At 34.1% G+C, this 19,102-nt stretch carries 16 protein-coding genes and 1 riboswitch; all 16 genes read left to right on the forward strand.

The genetic code is table 11. The annotated features are described in order from the left end of the window. Positions 1-124 precede the first annotated feature (124 nt). Positions 125-1,750, forward strand: coding sequence for a Na/Pi cotransporter family protein (locus CCE28_RS04425; RefSeq protein ID WP_095131349.1), 1,626 nt, complete (start codon positions 125-127; stop codon positions 1,748-1,750). A 153-nt stretch (positions 1,751-1,903) separates the two neighbouring features. Beyond that, positions 1,904-2,743 carry a DegV family protein gene (locus tag CCE28_RS04430; RefSeq protein WP_176461658.1) on the forward strand — a complete coding sequence of 280 codons (840 nt, stop codon included), beginning with the start codon at positions 1,904-1,906 and terminating at the stop codon, positions 2,741-2,743. A gap of 111 nt (positions 2,744-2,854) precedes the next feature. Beyond that, positions 2,855-2,961: riboswitch (glycine riboswitch) on the forward strand. Between the two features lie 173 nt (positions 2,962-3,134). Next, positions 3,135-3,503, forward strand: a complete 369-nt coding sequence (locus CCE28_RS04435; RefSeq protein ID WP_095131353.1) for a GrdX family protein — start codon at positions 3,135-3,137, stop codon at positions 3,501-3,503. A 32-nt stretch (positions 3,504-3,535) separates the two neighbouring features. Beyond that, on the forward strand, positions 3,536-4,483 hold the full coding sequence (trxB, locus tag CCE28_RS04440; RefSeq protein ID WP_095131355.1) for a thioredoxin-disulfide reductase: 948 nt from the start codon (positions 3,536-3,538) through the stop codon (positions 4,481-4,483). Between the two features lie 16 nt (positions 4,484-4,499). Then, the gene (gene trxA / locus CCE28_RS04445; RefSeq protein WP_095131357.1) at positions 4,500-4,820 is read left to right on the forward strand and encodes a thioredoxin TrxA; all 321 of its coding nucleotides are present in this window, start codon (positions 4,500-4,502) and stop codon (positions 4,818-4,820) included. A 59-nt stretch (positions 4,821-4,879) separates the two neighbouring features. Beyond that, on the forward strand, positions 4,880-6,166 hold the full coding sequence (locus tag CCE28_RS04450) for a glycine/sarcosine/betaine reductase component B subunit (protein WP_095131359.1): 1,287 nt from the start codon (positions 4,880-4,882) through the stop codon (positions 6,164-6,166). 24 nt (positions 6,167-6,190) lie between these two features. Beyond that, positions 6,191-6,661: a glycine/sarcosine/betaine reductase complex selenoprotein A gene (grdA, locus tag CCE28_RS04455; protein ID WP_095131361.1), complete on the forward strand. Its 471-nt coding sequence runs from the start codon at positions 6,191-6,193 to the stop codon at positions 6,659-6,661. Between the two features lie 244 nt (positions 6,662-6,905). Further along, the gene (grdB, locus tag CCE28_RS04460) at positions 6,906-8,216 is read left to right on the forward strand and encodes a glycine reductase complex selenoprotein B (protein WP_095131363.1); all 1,311 of its coding nucleotides are present in this window, start codon (positions 6,906-6,908) and stop codon (positions 8,214-8,216) included. A gap of 135 nt (positions 8,217-8,351) precedes the next feature. Beyond that, positions 8,352-9,890: a glycine/sarcosine/betaine reductase complex component C subunit beta gene (gene grdC, locus CCE28_RS04465; RefSeq protein ID WP_095131365.1), complete on the forward strand. Its 1,539-nt coding sequence runs from the start codon at positions 8,352-8,354 to the stop codon at positions 9,888-9,890. A 20-nt stretch (positions 9,891-9,910) separates the two neighbouring features. Next, positions 9,911-11,083 (forward strand): glycine/sarcosine/betaine reductase complex component C subunit alpha, encoded by a 1,173-nt coding sequence (gene grdD / locus CCE28_RS04470; RefSeq protein ID WP_334293508.1) that lies wholly within the window; start codon positions 9,911-9,913, stop codon positions 11,081-11,083. A gap of 253 nt (positions 11,084-11,336) precedes the next feature. Next, positions 11,337-12,371: a BMP family lipoprotein gene (locus CCE28_RS04475; protein WP_095131367.1), complete on the forward strand. Its 1,035-nt coding sequence runs from the start codon at positions 11,337-11,339 to the stop codon at positions 12,369-12,371. 182 nt (positions 12,372-12,553) lie between these two features. Then, positions 12,554-14,056: an ABC transporter ATP-binding protein gene (locus CCE28_RS04480; protein WP_242972901.1), complete on the forward strand. Its 1,503-nt coding sequence runs from the start codon at positions 12,554-12,556 to the stop codon at positions 14,054-14,056. After that, positions 14,046-15,134: an ABC transporter permease gene (locus CCE28_RS04485; RefSeq protein ID WP_242972896.1), complete on the forward strand. Its 1,089-nt coding sequence runs from the start codon at positions 14,046-14,048 to the stop codon at positions 15,132-15,134. Before CCE28_RS04480 ends, CCE28_RS04485 begins: the two co-directional genes overlap by 11 nt. 2 nt (positions 15,135-15,136) lie before the next feature. Continuing rightward, positions 15,137-16,099: an ABC transporter permease gene (locus tag CCE28_RS04490; protein WP_095131371.1), complete on the forward strand. Its 963-nt coding sequence runs from the start codon at positions 15,137-15,139 to the stop codon at positions 16,097-16,099. Between the two features lie 150 nt (positions 16,100-16,249). Continuing rightward, positions 16,250-17,656 carry an RNA polymerase factor sigma-54 gene (gene rpoN / locus CCE28_RS04495; RefSeq protein WP_095131373.1) on the forward strand — a complete coding sequence of 469 codons (1,407 nt, stop codon included), beginning with the start codon at positions 16,250-16,252 and terminating at the stop codon, positions 17,654-17,656. Between the two features lie 387 nt (positions 17,657-18,043). Next, positions 18,044-19,099 (forward strand): sugar-binding transcriptional regulator, encoded by a 1,056-nt coding sequence (locus CCE28_RS04500; RefSeq protein ID WP_095131375.1) that lies wholly within the window; start codon positions 18,044-18,046, stop codon positions 19,097-19,099. The last annotated feature ends 3 nt before the right edge of the window (positions 19,100-19,102 follow it).

Genomic DNA, 19,102 nt, shown 5'->3' on the forward strand with positions numbered 1-19,102 from the left:
TTTACAATTTATTAATAAAATTGACATTCTGTTAATAAATTTAACATTCTCTTAACAAAAGAAGAAGTTAAATATTATATTATTAATCTAGATAAAACATAGAATATTGTTAGGAGGTCAGCAAATGAAAATTCTCTTTGGAGTATTAGGAGGATTAGGTTTATTCCTCTATGGAATGAGCATTATGGGAGATGGTTTACAAAAATCTGCCGGAGATAGAATGAAAAGGATTATAGAAATCCTGACTAGTAATAGAATTATGGGTGTGTTCGTTGGTGCTATAGTAACGGCGGTAGTCCAAAGTTCAAGTGCAACAACTGTAATGGTTGTAGGTTTTGTAAATGCTGGAATAATGAATTTAACTCAAGCAACTGGAGTTATTATGGGAGCAAATATTGGAACAACCATAACAGCTCAAATAGCGTCCCTAAAATTAAGTGAGATAGCTCCTATAGTTGTAGCAATAGGTGTAGGGGTTTGGTTATTTGCCAATGATAAAAAGATCAAAAACATGGCAGAAATATTAATTGGTTTTGGTATATTATTCATCGGAATGGATTTAATGAAGGATTCAGTAAAGCCATTAAGAGAGTATAGTGGATTTAAAGACATGCTTCTTTCTTTTGGAAATCATACATTTGTAGATTCTTTAATGGCCATATTCACAGGATTCTTTATAACAGCAGTAGTCCAAAGTTCAAGTGCCACAACGGGTATATTAATAGCCCTTGCTAGTGAAGGTTTACTACCTATAGAGGCAGCACTTCCGATTTTATTCGGTACAAACATAGGAACCTGTGTAACGGCTATGTTGTCAAGTATTGGTGCTAATAAAACTGCTAAAAGAGCCGCAATTATACATTTAATGTTTAACGTAACAGGTACAGTTTTATTTATGATAGCATTTAAAGGTCTTACAATAGACTTTGTTACAAAGATGACTTCACTTCCAGAGAGACAGCTTGCAAATGCCCATACTATATTTAATATAGCGAATACATTAATATTATTACCTTTTGCACCACTATTAGTTAGATTAGCAAATAAGCTAATACCAATACAAGATATAGAAGAAACAGAGCAAAAGGGTATTAAGTACCTTGATGATAGAATGTTAGAAACTCCATCAATAGCTATGGTTCAGGTAAATAAAGAAATATTAAACATGGCAAATATAGTGTTAGAAAGTTATGAGTTATCTATAAAAGCATTCTTTGAGGGTAGTGAAAAAATTGCTAAAGAAGCCTTTAAGCTTGAAAAGATTATAAATAATATGGAAAGATCCATAGGAGAATATTTAGTTAAATTATCAAATACATCCCTATCAGCGAGACAACATGAAATTGTAGATGGAATGTTTAATACTATAAACGATATTGAAAGAGTTGGAGATCATGCAGATAACATTGCAGAATTGGCCGTATATAAGAAAGACAATAAATTAGTATTTAGTGATAAAGGTATCAAGGAATTAGAAGAGATGCACGAGAGAGTTCTAAAGTCTTATAAGGAATCTATTTTAGCCCTAGAAACAGCTGACTTAAATACAGCAAGAAGAATATTAGAACGAGAAGGCGAAATAGATCATATGGAAAAATCATTAAGAGCTAGCCACATTGGTAGACTTAATAGACAAGAATGTACTACATCTTCTGGAGTTATATTCCTAGATATTATAAGCAATTTAGAAAGAATAGGAGATCATACAGCTAAGATTGCCTTTGCCGTATTAGATTTTCCAGATAGATAATATAAAATAGGTGTAATAGGGGTTAGGACCCTTATTACACTTTTTTAATTAGAATATTAAAATTTTAACATACTAAATAAAAAATGTTGTAAAAGACAAATCCTAATAATAAGATTATCTATAAGTAGGTACAAAATGAAAGGAGCATATTTCATGAAGATAAAAATAATAACAGATAGTTTGTCTGACATTCCCAAAGAAGTAGCCCAAAAATATGATATATGTGTATTACCCCTTAAAGTAAGATTTGGAGAAGTAGAATATGAAGATCAGGTGACAATAACTATAGATGAATTTTTTGAAAAGTTGGAAAAAAGTACAGAACTTCCTAAAACAGCGCAAGTTATACCTAGTGCATATATTGAAAAAATAGAAAAATATTTAAGTGAAGGTTATGAAATCATAATTATAAATGGATCCTCAAAGGTAAGTGGAACTCATCAATCGGCCTTAATAGCTAAGGATGCAACAGATCCAGAGAAAGTTCATGTGATAGATACTCTATCACTATCCTATGGATGTGGAATGATGGCTGTAGAGGCAGCTAGAATGGCTAAAGAAGGTAAAACAAAAGAAGAAATAATTGAAAAAATTAATAGTATGATAGATAGGGTGGAAGTATTATTTTCTGTAGAAACTCTAGAATATCTAAAAAAAGGTGGAAGATTAAGTCCTGCTAAAGCCATGATAGGAAATTTATTAAATTTAAAACCCATATTACATATTGAGGGTGGAGAAATAGAAGTTATGGATAAAGTAAGGGGTAGTAAAAAAATAATAAGGAAAATGATAGATATGTGTAGAAGTATGTCGCTTGATGGAAAAATAGGTTCAATTACCCTGATACATGGTAAAAATGAAAAAAGTTTCGAAAAAATGAAGGAAGAAGTGAGAGAAGAGTTAAAACCTGTGGAAATCCTTGAAAGTCGCATAGGGCCTACAATAGGCACGCATACTGGACCAAGCCTAATCGGGATTATATTTTTAAAGTAAAAAAAACTTGCATACTTGCATAAAAAAGATATTGATAAATTTTAAACTTTGTTCTATAATGAAATTGTGATAAGGACATAGAAAAAATTGTATAAAAAAATCGATTTCTGATTGATGGGTGTGGGAGAGAACTAAAATTAGTCGCCGAAGGGACAAACAAACTATGTTATTGCCAACTGGTTTGTGAATTTTTCAGGCAAAAGGACCGTACTCTGACAGAACTCTGGAAAGCTTTTTAAATAAAAAGCACCGAAGGAGCAATCCCCTATGGGGAGAATCTCTCAGGTTTACGACAGAGAAGCGTGGCATAATTATTTGCCATGCTTTTATTTTATTCAAAAGTGTCATAAAATAAAAATGATTGTGACTTTTTAGAAAGTTGGAGGATGAGATGAAAAGAATATTAGTGACGAATAACCCAAAAGTGAATGAAGAATTTTCCAAGGAAATAGATACTATTTACATGAAGGAAAAGGATTTCATTAAAGTACTAGAATTAGTTAGAGATAAGATTCATGGGGGACATAAGTTGCTTACACATCCACTATCATCAAGTATTAAACCAAATGAAACTCCTTATAAATCTGTATTGATTTCAAAAGAAGTGGCTAAACTAGATATGGAATCCTTAATGATTATAGAGAATTCATTAGAAAGTGCTAAAAAATTAATAAATGATAGGAAAACTCCTAATTGGACAGAAAGTATTTTAGAAGATTTTCAAGTCATTGATTTGTCAATAATAAAGAGTGCTATATAGTAAGAAAAAAGTAAAGTTTAAGGAGGATTAAAATGCAAAACTTATATGATGTGGTAATAGTAGGAGCAGGACCAGCTGGATTAGCTGCTGGGCTTTATGCATCAAGAGCAAAGTTAAAAACATTAATTCTTGAAAAGGGTAAAGTTGGAGGACAAATAGTTACTACAAATGAAGTAGCTAACTATCCAGGATCAATTGCAGATGCAACAGGACCTAGCTTAATTGCAAGAATGGTAGAGCAAGCAGAAGAATTTGGAGCAGAGAAGAAAATTGATTCAATAGTAGATGTAGATTTCACTGGAAAAGTTAAAGTTTTAAAAGGTGAAAAAGAAGAGTACCATGCAAAGGCAGTAATCATTGCAACTGGAGCACAACCAAGAAAGATTGGATGCAAAGGTGAAGTAGAATTAACAGGTAAGGGAGTTTCTTACTGTGCAACTTGTGATGCTGACTTCTTTACAGACTTAGAAGTATTCGTAATCGGTGGAGGAGACTCTGCAGTAGAAGAAGCAATGTACTTAACTAAATTTGCTAGAAAAGTAACAATTGTACATAGAAGAGATGAATTAAGAGCTGCTAAGTCAATTCAAGAAAAAGCATTTAAGAATGATAAAATGGAGTTTATGTGGGATACTACTGTAGATGAGATTAAAGGTGATGGAATTATTGAGTCTATAGTATTCAAAAACACTAAAACTGGTGAATTAACTGAGTATGAAGCACACGAAGATGATGGTACATTTGGAGTATTCCCATTCATTGGATTCTTACCTATAAGTGAATTATATAAAGGTAAAGTTAAGATGAACGAAGGTGGATACATTATGACAGATGATGATATGAACACAGACGTTGATGGTGTATTTGCAGCAGGAGATATTAGAGTAAAATCATTAAGACAGGTAATCACTGCGGCAGCAGATGGTGCAATTGCAGCTGTAACTGCAGAGAAATATATTGAACACAATTTTGGAGAATAAAAAGGAGGTAAACAAAATGTTAGCTGTTGATAAGAATACTTTCCAAGAAGAAGTTTTAGAATCAGATGGTTTTGTTTTAGTAGATTATTGGAGTGATGGTTGTGAGCCATGCAAGGCTTTAATGCCAGATATTGAAGCTTTAGCTGAGCAGTTTAGTGGAAAAGTAAAATTCACAAAACTTAATACAACTAAGGCTAGAAGATTAGCTATAGGACAAAGAGTTTTAGGACTTCCTACAATCGCTCTTTACAAAGGTGGAGAAAAGATTGCAGAAGTAACTAAAGACGATGCAAACAGAGCTAATATTGAAGCTATGTTAAATAATAACATTGGTTAATAACTTATATAAGTGGGAGCCCCACTTATATAAGCTACAATAAAAGGGAGGTGAGCTTTGTGCGATTAGAATTAGGTAAAATTAAGATCTCTGATATACAATTCGGAGAAGCTACAAAGGTAGAAAATGGAGTTTTATTCGTAAACAAAGACGAAATCGTTAACTTGGTTTTAGAAGACGAGCATATTAAATCAGTAGAGGTTGATATTGCAAAACCAGGTGAGGAGACAAGAATAACTCCGGTTAAAGATGTTATAGAACCTAGAGTAAAAGTTGAAGGAAATGGGGGAATATTCCCAGGAGTAATCAGCAAGGTAGACACTGTAGGTTCAGGTCGCACACATGTTTTAGAAGGAGCTGCTATTGTTACTTGCGGTAAGATTGTTGGTTTTCAGGAAGGGATTATCGACATGTCTGGCCCAGGTGCTGAGTATACACCATTCTCAAAGTTAAACAACTTATGTTTAGTAATTGAGCCAGTTGATGGTTTAAAGCAACATGAGTATGAGCATGCTGCAAGAATGGCAGGACTTAAAATAGCTACTTTCGTAGGACAAACTGGTAAGGATGTAACACCAGATGAGGTTGATGTTTATGAAACTAAGCCTTTATTAGAAGCAGTAAATGAATATCCAGATCTTCCAAAGGTTGGTTATGTATACATGCTTCAAACTCAAGGTCTTCTTCATGATACATATGTATATGGAGTAGATGCTAAGAAAATTGTTCCAACTATGTTATATCCAACAGAGATTATGGATGGAGCAATCTTAAGTGGTAACTGTGTATCTGCTTGCGATAAGAACACTACATATCATCACTTAAACAACCCAATCATCAAAGATTTATATGCTAAGCATGGTAAAGAGTTCAATTTTGTTGGAATCATTGCTACTAACGAAAACGTATACCTAGCAGATAAGGAAAGATCATCTAACTGGACTGCTAAGTTATGCAAGTACTTAGGATTAGATGGAGTTATCGTATCTCAAGAAGGTTTTGGTAACCCAGATACTGACTTAATAATGAACTGCAAGAAGATTGAAAACGAAGGCGTTAAAACTGTAATCGTTACTGACGAATATGCTGGTAGAGATGGTGCATCTCAATCATTAGCAGATGCTGATGCAAAGGCTGACGCAGTTGTTACAGGTGGAAATGCTAACGAAGTAATCACTTTACCACCTATGAAGAAGATTATTGGTATGTTAGATTACACTGATAAAATTGCTGGTGGATTTGATGGAAGTTTAAGCGAAGATGGAAGCATTACTGCTGAAATCCAAGTAATTACAGGTGCTACTAACGAATTAGGATTTAACAGATTATCTGCAACAGAATATTAAGAATTAGTAGAGAGGATGGTAACAATGAGTTTATTTGATGGTAAAAAAGTCATCATCATTGGTGACAGAGATGGTATACCAGGACCTGCTATGGAAGAATGCGTTAAGACTACAAATGCAGAAGTGGTATTCTCATCTACAGAGTGTTTTGTCTGAACGGCTGCAGGAGCAATGGATTTAGAAAATCAAAATAGAGTTAAGTCAATGACTGATCAATATGGCGCAGAAAACATGTTAGTACTTTTAGGAGCTGCAGAAGCTGAATCAGCTGGATTAGCTGCTGAAACTGTAACTGCTGGAGACCCAACATTTGCTGGTTGTCTTGCAGGAGTTGCATTAGGATTAAAAGTATACCACGTAGTTGAAGAAGATGTTAAATCTCAATTTGACGCTGACGTATACGAAGACCAAGTTGGTATGATGGAAATGGTTCTAGATGTGGATGAAATCGCATCTGAAATGTCTTCTATCAGAGACCAATTCTGCAAGTACTAAAAAGCCATATTTAGTATAAGCATTTAATTTTTAAATAATTTTTTAATAAAAATTATTAACTCTAAATTTTGATTATAAAACAAATTCATTGAACGAATCTCGTTGAGATTCAAAACATTACAATTGATTAGAAGTAAATTAAACGTGAAATTTAAAATAAATGTCTCATGGAGATTATCTACGTGAGAGCAAAATCTCTAAATTACAATTAATTTCCCAATAAAAATTAGAGAGGGGGGGAAATATGAGCAAGCTTAGAGTTGTTCATTATATAAACCAATTCTTCGCAGGTATAGGTGGAGAAGAAAAGGCTGATTACAAACCAGAAGTTAGAGAAGGTTTTGTTGGGCCAGGAATGGCTATCAACAATTTAATGAAAGAAGAAGCTGAGATCGTTGCTACAATCATTTGTGGTGACTCATATTTCAACGAAAATGTAGAAGAGGCTAAGGCCGAAGTTATAAAAATGGTGAAGGATGCAAACCCTGACCTATTTGTAGCAGGACCAGCATTCAATGCAGGAAGATATGGTGTTGCGTGTGGTACTATTTGTAAAGCTGTACAAGAAGAATTAAACATTCCTGTAGTAACAGCTATGTACCCAGAAAACCCAGGTTCAGACATGTACAAGAAAGACTTATACATATTAGAGACTGGAAACTCTGCTGCCGCAATGAGAAAAGCAGCACCTGCTTTAGCATCACTTGCACTTAAATTAGGTAGAGGAGAAGAAATTGGATCTCCTGAAGCTGAAGGATACATTAAAAGAGGTGTAAGAAAGAACATCTTTAGAGAAGAAAGAGGAGCTACAAGAGCAGTAAACATGCTTGTTAAAAAGTTAAAGGGTGAGGAATTCGAAACTGAATACCCAATGCCTACTTTTGATAATGTAGAGCCAGGAAAGGCAATTGTAGATTTATCTAAAGCAAAGATTGCTTTAGTAACATCTGGTGGTACAGTACCTAAGGGTAACCCAGATCGTATAGAATCTTCAAGTGCATCTAAGTATGGTAAATACGATATTGATGGAGTTATGGATTTAACTGAAGAAACTTACGAAACTGCACATGGTGGATATGATCCAGTATATGCAAACGAAGATTCTGATAGAGTATTACCAGTAGACGTATTACGTGACTTAGAAAAAGAAGGAGCTATCGGTGAATTACACAGATACTTCTATACTACAACTGGAAATGGTACTTCAGTTGGTAACTCTAAACAATTTGCTGCTGAATTTGCAAAAGAATTAGTAGCAGATGGCGTAGATGCTGTTATCTTAACTTCTACGTGAGGTACTTGTACTCGTTGCGGTGCAACGATGGTTAAAGAGATTGAAAGAACTGGTATTCCAGTAGTTCATATCTGTACAGTAGTACCTATTTCATTAACAGTTGGAGCTAACAGAATAGTTCCAGCAATAGCTATCCCTCATCCATTAGGAAACCCAGCATTAGATGCTGCAGATGAGAAGAAGCTAAGAAGAGAGATTGTTGAAAAATCTTTACATGCATTAACTGTTGAAGTAACAGATCAAACTGTATTTGAAGATTAATATATGTCAGCTGCTTTGCAGCTGGCAGATGGAGACTAAAAGGGTGGTCTAGTATCACCCTTTTATTTTAAAAAAAAGTCTATAACTGCGAGCTGCAAAGAGAGGCAGCTTATAAAAAAACCGGAGGTGGAAATTATGAGCTTTCCAGTAATTAAGGGAGCTGGATATGCACTAGTGCATACACCAGATATGATAATGCATAATGGAACTACTCAAACTACTGAAAAAATAACTAATCCAGATTCAGAATATTTAAAAAAGGCACCAGAGCATATAAGACCATATGAAGAAGTATTAAACTATGCTCCAAACCAAGTTTACATAGGAAACATGACTCCAGCAGAATTAGGAGAAATGGCAATGCCATGGTTTGACAAAGATGCAAAATCTAAGGATCGTTATGGTAAGTTCGGGGAAATAATGCCTCAAGACGAATTCATCGCTTTAATGAAGTTTAGTGATGCCTTTGACTTAGTAAAGTTAAGCAAAGAATTTACTGCACAAGTTAAAGCTAAAATAGAAGCACATCCTCTTTTCAAAGACGAAGTTGCAAAGCTTAAAGAAGGAGAAGAGTTTGAAGAAATAGAAAAGCTTGTAAATGAACAACATTCAGAAGCTTTATATCATGATGGAAAATTAGTTGGATGCGTAAAGAGAGCTCATGATGTGGATGTTAACTTAACTTCTCACATTATATTTGAAAACTTAGTAGTTAAGGCTTCAGGAGTATTAGCATTCAAACACTTAGTAGACAAAAACAACATTAACGTATCTGATATTGATTATGTTATTGAGTGTTCAGAAGAAGCTTGCGGAGACATGAACCAAAGAGGTGGAGGAAACTTTGCTAAGGCTATCGCAGAAATGTGTGGAGCTGAAAATGCAACAGGTTCTGATACTAGAGGATTCTGTGCTGCACCTACTCATGCATTAATCGAAGCTGCTGCTTTAGTTAAGTCTGGAGTATATGATAACGTTGCTATCGTAGCTGGTGGAGCTACTGCAAAATTAGGAATGAATGGTAAAGACCACGTTAAGAAGGAAATGCCAATCCTAGAAGACGTATTAGGAGCTTTTGCTGTATTAATCAGTAAAAATGATGGAGTAAATCCAATACTTAGAACTGACTTAGTTGGTAAGCATACAGTTGGAACTGGATCTTCACCACAAGCAGTTATTACTGCACTTATTACTGCTCCTCTTGACAAGGGTGGACTTAAGATTACTGACGTAGATAAGTACTCAGTAGAAATGCAAAACCCAGACATCACTAAGCCTGCTGGAGCTGGAGATGTACCAGAAGCTAACTACAAGATGATAGGAGCTTTAGGTGTTAAGAGAAAAGAATTAGAAAGAAAAGAATTACTTAACTTTGTTAAAGGTCATGGTATGCCAGGCTGGGCTCCAACTCAAGGACATATTCCATCAGGAGTTCCATACTTAGGATTTGCTATGGATGATTTATCAAATGGTAATGTTAATAGAGCTATGATCGTTGGTAAGGGAAGTTTATTCTTAGGAAGAATGACTAACTTATTTGATGGAGTATCTATAGTTATAGAAAGAAATAGTGGTGTTGTTGAAGATAATAAGCCAGGAGTATCAGAAGATGCAATCAGAAGCATGATAGCTGAGTCTATGAAAGATTTCGCATCACATCTTTTAGGAGAATAGGAGTGATGACAATGGAAAACATGGAAATCAAAAAACTTATTGGTAAGACCTTTTTAGATATATCTGAAGCTATTCAAAGTGGTCACTTTGGTACAAAAGTTAAGGTTGGTTTAACTACACTTGGAAGTGAGCATGGAGTAGAGAACCTAGTTAAGGGTGCTGAACTTGCAGCTAAGGATTCTTCAGACTTTGAAATAGTTTTAATAGGACCAAAGGTTGATACAGAACTTGAAATTGTAGAAGTTAACTCAGAAGATGAAATGCATAAGAAAATGGAAGAATTACTTGATTCTAAGTACATTGCTTCTTGTGTAACTATGCATTACAATTTCCCTATAGGAGTATCTACTGTAGGTAGAGTTATAACTCCAGCTAGAGGGAAAGAAATGTTCTTAGCTACAACTACAGGAACTGCTTCAGCTCATAGAACAGAAGCAATGGTTAAAAATGCACTATATGGAATTATAACTGCAAAGGCAATGGGAAATCCAAATCCTACTGTAGGTATACTTAACTTAGATGGTGCAAGACAAGTTGAAAGAGCTTTAAGAGAATTAGATACAAACGGTTACAAAGTCAACTTTGCTGAATCAATGAGAAGTGATGGCGGAGCTGTAATGAGAGGAAATGACTTACTTGCAGGTACTGCTGATGTTATGGTAACTGATACCTTAACGGGTAATATCATGATGAAAGTATTCTCTTCTTACACTACAGGTGGAAGCTATGAAGCTATGGGATATGGATATGGACCAGGAATAGGTATTGACTATGAAAGAGCTATCCTTATTTTATCAAGAGCTTCAGGATCTCCAGTAGTTGCTAATGCAATCAAGTATGCTGCAAAGTTAGCTCAGGGTAACTTAGCGGAAGTATCTAAGAGAGAAGTAAAAGCTGCACGTGCTGCTAAATTAGATGAAATTTTAGCTGGATTTACAAAAGAAACTAAAAAGGAATCATCTGATGAAGAAGTGGCAATGCCTGAAAAGGAAGTAGTAACAGGATCTATCTCTGGTATAGATATTATGGATTTAGAGGATGCAGTGCAAGCCCTATGGAAAGCAGGAATATATGCTGAAAGTGGAATGGGTTGTACAGGTCCAATCGTACTTGTAAATGAAGGAAAAATGGTTGAAGCAACTGAAGCTTTAGCTAAAGCTGGATTTATAGCAGGTAGCGGATCTCCATGCTAATATAAATGAAAGACTTAGGTCCTTATGGGGACCTAAGTCTTTTTAAATTGTATTTTTTTATTCTTTTTAGAAAATTTGAAATAGTGCCACTTTGCAATAAAACGGTAAATATACTTACTATTTCCAAAATAAAGTGTTATAATAATAATGTACAAAATACACTAAATTTATTTTTTTTTGGTATTTCACAAAAAATGAATATTTTTTTTATGTTATGCCAAAACTGAAAGAGAAAGTGAGGAGGAAGTAAACTATGTTAAGAAAGATAACATCTTTACTATTAGTAGGATTATTATTAGTTGGCCTATTAGCAGGTTGTGGTGCTAAACCAGAAGAACCACAAACTGAAGAGCCAGCTAAGGAAGAAGCATTAAAGATAGCAATGGTTACTGACGTTGGTGGAGTAAACGACAAGTCATTTAACCAATCTGCTTGGGAAGGTTTACAAAAAGCAGAAAATGAATTAGGAGTTAAACCTGGATATCAAGAATCTAAGCAAGAAGCTGATTACTCTTCTAACTTAGAACTTTTAACAGATGCTGGAAATGATTTAGTATGGGGTATTGGATTCTTAATGGGATCTCAAGTTGAGCAAGCTGCTAAAGATTACCCAGAACAAAAATTCGCTATAATAGACAACTACTATGAAAATCCATCTGAAAACCTATTAGGAATTACTTTTAAAGAGCAAGAAGCATCATTCCTAGTTGGATACATAGCTGGAAAAATGACTAAGACTAACAAGGTTGGATTCATAGGTGGTATGGATTTCGCTGTTATTCACAGATTTGATTATGGATTTAAAGCTGGAGTTAAGCATGCTAACCCAGATGCTGAAATATTATCTCAATATGCAGGAGCATTTGATAAGCCTGCAATTGGTAGAAGTATAGCTGAATCTATGTATGCTAAAGATGCAGATATTATCTTCCATGCAGCTGGAGATACTGGAAACGGTATGATCGAAGTAGCTAAGGAAAAAGGTAAGTATGCAATCGGTGTTGATAAGGACCAAAATCCTGATGCTCCGGAAAACGTAATCACTTCTGCAGTTAAGAGAGTTGACAATGCAATATACAATGTTGCTAAAGACTTAAAAGAAGGAAACTTCAAAGGTGGTACTAATATCACTTACGGATTAGCTGAAGGCGGAGTTGACATTGCTCCATCATCTGACAAGTTAGTTCCAAAGGAAATATTAGATGAAGTTGCTAAATTAAAAGAGCAAATCATTGCTGGAGAAATTAAAGTTCCTGCTAATAAGGAAGAATTTGAGGCAATGAAGTAATTAGCAAAGTTGCATAAAAACTTACGTTAAAAAAGATAAATAATTAAACCCAGAACTATAGTTCTGGGTTTAATGTTCCTTTTAAATACATGTAAAATTATGAGAATAGAGTAAAAAATATGAATAAAGAAGGAGGTATAAAAGTGAGTGGCAGTAAACAATTTAACGAAGTAGTAGTAGAGATGAAACAAATTGTGAAAAAGTTTGGTGACTTCGTAGCAAATGATCATATAGACCTGACAGTTCATAAAGGAGAAGTACATGCACTATTAGGAGAAAACGGTGCAGGAAAATCTACTTTAATGAATATCCTTTATGGATTATACACTCCTACCAGTGGAGAAATCCACATAAATGGAAAATACGTAGATATAAAAAACCCGAATATAGCTATAGAAAATGGAATAGGAATGGTCCACCAACACTTTATGCTAGTAAAGCCTTTTACAGTTGCAGAGAATATTGTATTAGGGATGGAGCCTACTGGCTTTGCCAACAAGATAAATATGGATAAGGCTACTAAGGATGTTACGGCAATATCTGAAAAATATGGACTACATGTGGATCCTAATGCAAAAATTGAAGATATATCAGTAGGTATGCAACAAAGGGTGGAAATATTAAAGGCACTATATAGAGGTGCTGAAATACTAATATTTGATGAACCAACAGCCGTACTAACACCTCAAGAGATTAAGGAATTCATTCAAATAATAAGAAACTTAACTAATGAGGGTAAATCAATTATACTAATTACTCACAAGCTTAAGGAAATTAAAGAGACTTCAGATTTTTGTACTATCATAAGACGTGGTAAAAGAATCGGAACAGTTAATGTGGAGGAGTCTACTGAAGATGATCTAGCATCAATGATGGTAGGTAGAGAAGTAAGCTTTGAAGTTGAAAAGGAAGAAAGAAAAGCTAAAGGTGAAGTGCTAAAAGTAGAGAATCTTGTGGTACAAGACCATAGAGGTATAAGTGTAGTTGATGGATTAAATCTTTCAGTAAGAGCTGGAGAAATACTAGGTATTGCTGGAGTAGATGGTAATGGTCAGAGTGAATTAATTGAGGCAATTACAGGTCTTAGACCATCAAAATCTGGAAAAGTATTAATAAACGGAAATGATGTTACTAACAAAACACCTAGGGAAGTATTCGAGTCAGGTATATCAAATATTCCTGAAGATAGACAAAAACATGGACTTGTATTAGATTTTACCGTTGAAGAAAATATGGTTTTAGAAAACTATAGAAAAGAACCTTTCTCAAAGGGAGTTAGGATAATGGAAGAGGAAGTTAATTCCTTTGCTAAAGAATTGATGGAGAAATTTGACGTAAGACCTAGAAATGAGAAAAATAAAGCTAGAGCACTATCTGGTGGTAATCAACAAAAGGTTATTATTGCTAGAGAAGTAACTAATGATCCGGACTTGTTAATTGCTACTCAGCCTACAAGAGGGTTAGATGTTGGTGCTATAGAGTTTGTTCATAAATCACTAGTGGAACAAAGAGATAAGGACAAGGCAGTACTTTTAGTATCCTTTGAGTTAGATGAAATTATGAGTGTATCAGACAGAATTGCCGTTATCTATGAAGGAAAAATAGTTGATGTAGTAAACGCTAAAGAAACTAATGAAAATGAATTAGGACTTATGATGGCAGGAGGTGGCAAAGTTGAAGAATAAGGAAAAAAAGTTTTTAAGTGCAGTAAAAAGTGATACGTTTATGTACACTATGTTAGCCATCCTAATGGGTCTTTTAGTTGGAGCTGTCATAATTACCATATCAGGATATAATCCTGTAGAAGCTTATAGTACTATGCTAAAGGGAATTTTCTCAAAACCTAAGTATATGGCTAGAACTATTATTCGCTCAACGCCCCTTATACTAACTGGTTTATCTGTGGCATTTGCCTTTAGAACAGGACTATTTAACATTGGAGTTGAAGGTCAATTTATTATAGGTGCCCTAGTAGCTTCCCTATTAGGTTACTTTCTAGATTTACCTGCAATTATTCATATACCAATCGTTTTCTTAGGAGCCACAATAGCTGCAGCCCTATGGGGAGCTATTGCTGGATACTTAAAGGCAAGATTTGGAGTTCATGAAGTTATTGCAACCATCATGTTAAACTGGATAGCCCTATATACTTCAAACTACATAATAACCATGGAGGGCGTAAAAAAGCCAGGAACTGAATCTACATATGATATATTAGAATCGGCTAGAATTACTATAACAGGTTTTAGACATGTGGTAGGACCTGCTAGAATACACTGGGGAACTTTAATAGCTATTATTATAGCAATAATAGTTTCTTACATATTATTTAAAACTACTATTGGTTACGAATTGCGTGCAGTTGGATATAACAAGGATGCTGCTAAATATGGTGGTATCAATGTTAATAAAAACATGATCCTAGCAATGGCAATTGCTGGTGCTTTAGGTGGAGCAGCTGGAGCCTTAAACATTATGGGTGAAGGATATCACGTATCCGTATTGGCAGCTACAGAAGGTTATGGATTTAATGGAATTGCAGTAGCCTTAATAGGAAATAACAGTCCTTTAGGAGTAGTATTATCTGCGTTTTTATTCGGAGGTATAACATTTGGTGGTATGAGAATGCAACAGCTAGGAATACCAACGGAAGTTATAAATATTGTTATAGGTTCTATAGTATTCTTCATAGCAACTTATAGAATATTCGAATATACAAAGAAATACTTTAAGAAGAAAAAACTCCAAAAGGAGGTTAAGTAATTATGGAATTAAGAGATTTAGCAATTATACTTGGAACTACCCTTATGTATTGCACACCACTTATATATGGAGCCTTAGCAGGTGTATTTTCAGAAAACAGTGGTGTTGTAAATATTGGGATAGAAGGTATGATGACTATAGGAGCCTTTGCAGGAACTGCATCAGGATTTTTATTACAAGAAGCATTTGGTAATGTTTGGTGGGTACCCCTATTAGGATTCATAATAGCTGGTATTGCAGGTGGCTTATTCGGATTACTTCACGCTGTGGCATCTGTAACCTTTAAGGCAGACCAAGTTATATCAGGTATTGCAATTAACTTCTTAGGTGGGGGTGTAGGAATATTCTTAGCTCGTAGAATATTTGCATCTACAACTACTCCAGCATTACCACTTGAGTCTAAAATATCAAGACCACTTCATGGTTTATTAAAGGATAGTCCAATCCTTGCATCTGTATTTGACCAATTTTCAACTGTATACTTTGCATTTTTCTTAGTAGCTCTATCTTGGTATGTACTATATAGAACTAAGCTAGGTCTTAGAATAAGAGCTGTAGGTGAGCATCCAAAGGCAGCTGATACATTGGGTATTAACGTATACAAGATTAGATACTTTTCAGTTATCTTATCTGGTATATTAGCAGGTTTTGGTGGAGCATCATTAAGTATGGCCATTGTTGCCAACTTTAGACCAACATTAATATCAGGTCAAGGTTTCATCGCCCTGGCAGCTATGATATTTGGTAAGTGGAAACCACAAGGAGCATTAGTAGCATGTTTACTATTTGGTGCAACTACTGCAATACAAATTTATTTAGGTGGAACAGAAGCAGGAGCGGGAATTTCAACTCACCTGTTATCAATGATCCCATATGTAGTAACCATATTTGTATTAATCGGGTTTGGCGGAAAGACATCTGCGCCAGCTGCTAGTGGTGCAGCATATGAAAAGGATGAAAGATAAAGACAAAATAAAGATAGGTTTTTAAACCTATCTTTTTTTTGTCCTTTTGTCTAACGACCTTTAATTAGGACTGGTTTAATGCTATAATTATAGTGTAGGCAAAAAAGCTTATTAAAGAAATGAAGGGACAGAAGAGGACGGTGATTTAAGGTGCATTTAGGTATTAGTTTGAATGTGGCACAAATTCAAAAGCTAGTTATGACACCGGAGTTGAAGCAATCTATACAAATCCTTCAATTCAATTATCAAGAATTAAATCAGTTTATTAATGAAGAAATAATGACTAATCCTGTTATAGATGTGCCTAATCTGCAAGGGAACGTACAAGAAAAAGTTGCTGAATTAGGAAAGCAAAAGGAAGAAAAGCAAGAAAAGAATGATATAGATTGGAAAGAATACTTTAAAGAATATGATGATATAAGTTACAAAAGCACTTATAATAAATCTAAAGATGAGGAAGTTTCTTTTGAACAATTTGTTTCCTCTGAGACATCTTTAACAGATCACTTGTTATTTCAATTACAATTTTCTATGCTAAATGAAGATGAAATGGAAATAGGAAGATATTTGATAGAATCTTTAAATAATAATGGATATTTAAATACAACCATAGAAGAAATTAGTAAAAGCATTTTAAAGGATGAAGAAATAATAGAAAATATTTTATGTTTAATACAAACCTTTGACTCTGTAGGAGTTGGGGCTAGAAGTTTAAAGGAATGTCTTTTAATACAAGTACAGCAAATGGGTATTGAGGATGATAATATAAAGAAGGTTATAGAAGACCATTTAAATGATATTGCTGATAACAAACTTGCTAATATAGGAAAAAATTTAAATATAGATATAAAAAAAATACAACAAATATCAGATTTCATAAAGACTCTAGAGCCTAAACCAGGACGATTGTTTGCATCTAAGAAGGATATAAAATATATAACACCTGATGTTACAGTAGAAAAGATCGATGATGAATATGTGGTACTTGTTAACGACTCTACAGCACCAAGATTATCTGTAAGTCCGTACTATAAGAGGATATTATTAAACGAGGAAAAGAGTTCAAATACGTCTAAGTTCTTAAATGAAAAATTAAATTCGGCCATGTGGTTAATAAAAAGTATAGAACAAAGAAGACAGACCATATTCAATGTGGTAAATGCCATAATAGAATACCAAAAGGAGTTCTTTGATTACGGAAGAAAGTATCTAAAGCCACTTACACTAAAGCAAATAGCTAATGAAGTTGGAGTTCATGAATCTACTGTGAGTAGAGCTGTAAATGGAAAGTACATGCAAACTCCAAGGGGAGTTTTTGAAATAAAATTCTTCTTCTCAAGTGGAGTGTCTAATCAGATGGGTGAAGGTGTCTCATCACAAAGTATAAAGACTATAATAAAAGACTTAATAGACAATGAAAATCAGAAGAAGCCCCTTAGCGACCAGGCCATATCAGATGTATTAAAGAAAAAGGGAATAAATATATCTAGAAGGACTGTTGCTAAATATAGGGATGAGATGAATATACAATCATCATCAAAGAGAAAGCGATTTTAATAAAAAAGGTACAATAAAGAAATATTTCTTTATTGTACCTTTTTTAGTTTTTTGAAACAGGTATAATTTTTCAGTTATTATACCATAATCTACAGATAGAAGATAAGATTATGAAAAAAATGGGTAAGAAAAGTATGAAGAATAATATATTTTAATTTACTAAAACTAATTTATAGATTGGCTAAAAAACGTGAAAAGCTTTTCCTTTACGAATTCACAAGGGTCTGTAAATAGGCCAATTTAAAACTGTAATAGGAGCACCTTGAAATTAAAATTTTCGTGTTGCCATTTTAATTTATTTATGATAATCTATTTACAGGCGGGACAGTAAATGACTATATGGACTCAAATTGTCCCAGTATAAATCGTCAGAAATGAGGAGTTAAATTGCTAAACTATGAAAATAGCAATGAATACATGGAAGAAATCATTCATATAGGAAAAAAATTAGTACCAGAAGTGAATGAGGTCTTTACTAGAAGATATGAAATTTTAAGGCAAATTGAAAAAAATCAACCTATTGGAAGAAGAAGTCTTTCTCAAATTTTAGAAATTGGAGAAAGGATAGTCAGGTCAGAAGTAAATATGCTAAAGGAACAAGGTTTTATAGAAATACATCCTAGTGGAATGAATACTACCGAATTTGGGGAAAATAGTCTAGGAGTGTTAAAAAATTTCGTATATAACAGTAGAAAGCTACATGACCTTGAGGAACTTCTAAGGGATAGATTAAATATAAAGAAAGTTTTAATTGTAATGGATTCCTATGACGAAGACGAATCTGTTATAAAAGAAGTTGGAAAGGCAACTGCTAGTTATTTTAAAAGCATATTGGCTAAAGATATGATAATAGGTATTACTGGAGGAAAAACCATGCAAATGGTTGCCGAAGGTGTAGGCTCTGATAATAGTAAAAATAACAATGTGGTAGTAGTTCCTGGTCGTGGAGGCCTTGGTAGAAGTGTTGAAAAGCAATCTAACACCATAGCAGCCACCTTGGCAGAAAAATTAAAAGCAAGTTATAGATTACTACATGTATCTGATAATATATCAAAGGAACTAATAGATAAGTTGATTAAAGATCCACATACTAAAGAAGTAGTAGAGTACATAAAGAAAATCCAAACCCTAATATTTGGTATAGGTAGAGCCGACGAAATGGCCAATAATAGGGGAACAGAAGAGGATAAGATAGAAAATATTATCAAAAAAGGTGCAGTAGCAGAGGCCTTTGGATACTATTTTGATAAAAATGGAGAAATAGTAGAAGAGGTAAATACTATTGGTGTAAGTTTAAACCATTATAAGGAATTAGAACATCCAATAGGAGCTGCATGTGGAAATCAAAAGGCAGAGGCAATTATTGCAATTAGCAAATTAAATAAAAACCTGGTCTTGGTCATAGACGAGGGATTGGCAAAAGAAATTTTTAAAAAAATTTAAGTT

This window comes from Anaeromicrobium sediminis, from assembly GCF_002270055.1.
Classification (GTDB): Bacteria; Bacillota; Clostridia; order Peptostreptococcales; family Thermotaleaceae; genus Anaeromicrobium; species Anaeromicrobium sediminis.

Coding starts and splice junctions, on each gene's coding strand:
- CCE28_RS04425 (WP_095131349.1), top strand. CDS start 125: ATGAAAATTCTCTTTGGAGTATTAGGAGGATTAGGTTTATTCCTCTAT.
- CCE28_RS04430 (WP_176461658.1), top strand. CDS start 1,904: ATGAAGATAAAAATAATAACAGATAGTTTGTCTGACATTCCCAAAGAA.
- CCE28_RS04435 (WP_095131353.1), top strand. CDS start 3,135: ATGAAAAGAATATTAGTGACGAATAACCCAAAAGTGAATGAAGAATTT.
- trxB (WP_095131355.1), top strand. CDS start 3,536: ATGCAAAACTTATATGATGTGGTAATAGTAGGAGCAGGACCAGCTGGA.
- trxA (WP_095131357.1), top strand. CDS start 4,500: ATGTTAGCTGTTGATAAGAATACTTTCCAAGAAGAAGTTTTAGAATCA.
- grdC (WP_095131365.1), top strand. CDS start 8,352: ATGAGCTTTCCAGTAATTAAGGGAGCTGGATATGCACTAGTGCATACA.
- grdD (WP_334293508.1), top strand. CDS start 9,911: ATGGAAATCAAAAAACTTATTGGTAAGACCTTTTTAGATATATCTGAA.
- CCE28_RS04475 (WP_095131367.1), top strand. CDS start 11,337: ATGTTAAGAAAGATAACATCTTTACTATTAGTAGGATTATTATTAGTT.
- CCE28_RS04480 (WP_242972901.1), top strand. CDS start 12,554: ATGAAACAAATTGTGAAAAAGTTTGGTGACTTCGTAGCAAATGATCAT.
- CCE28_RS04490 (WP_095131371.1), top strand. CDS start 15,137: ATGGAATTAAGAGATTTAGCAATTATACTTGGAACTACCCTTATGTAT.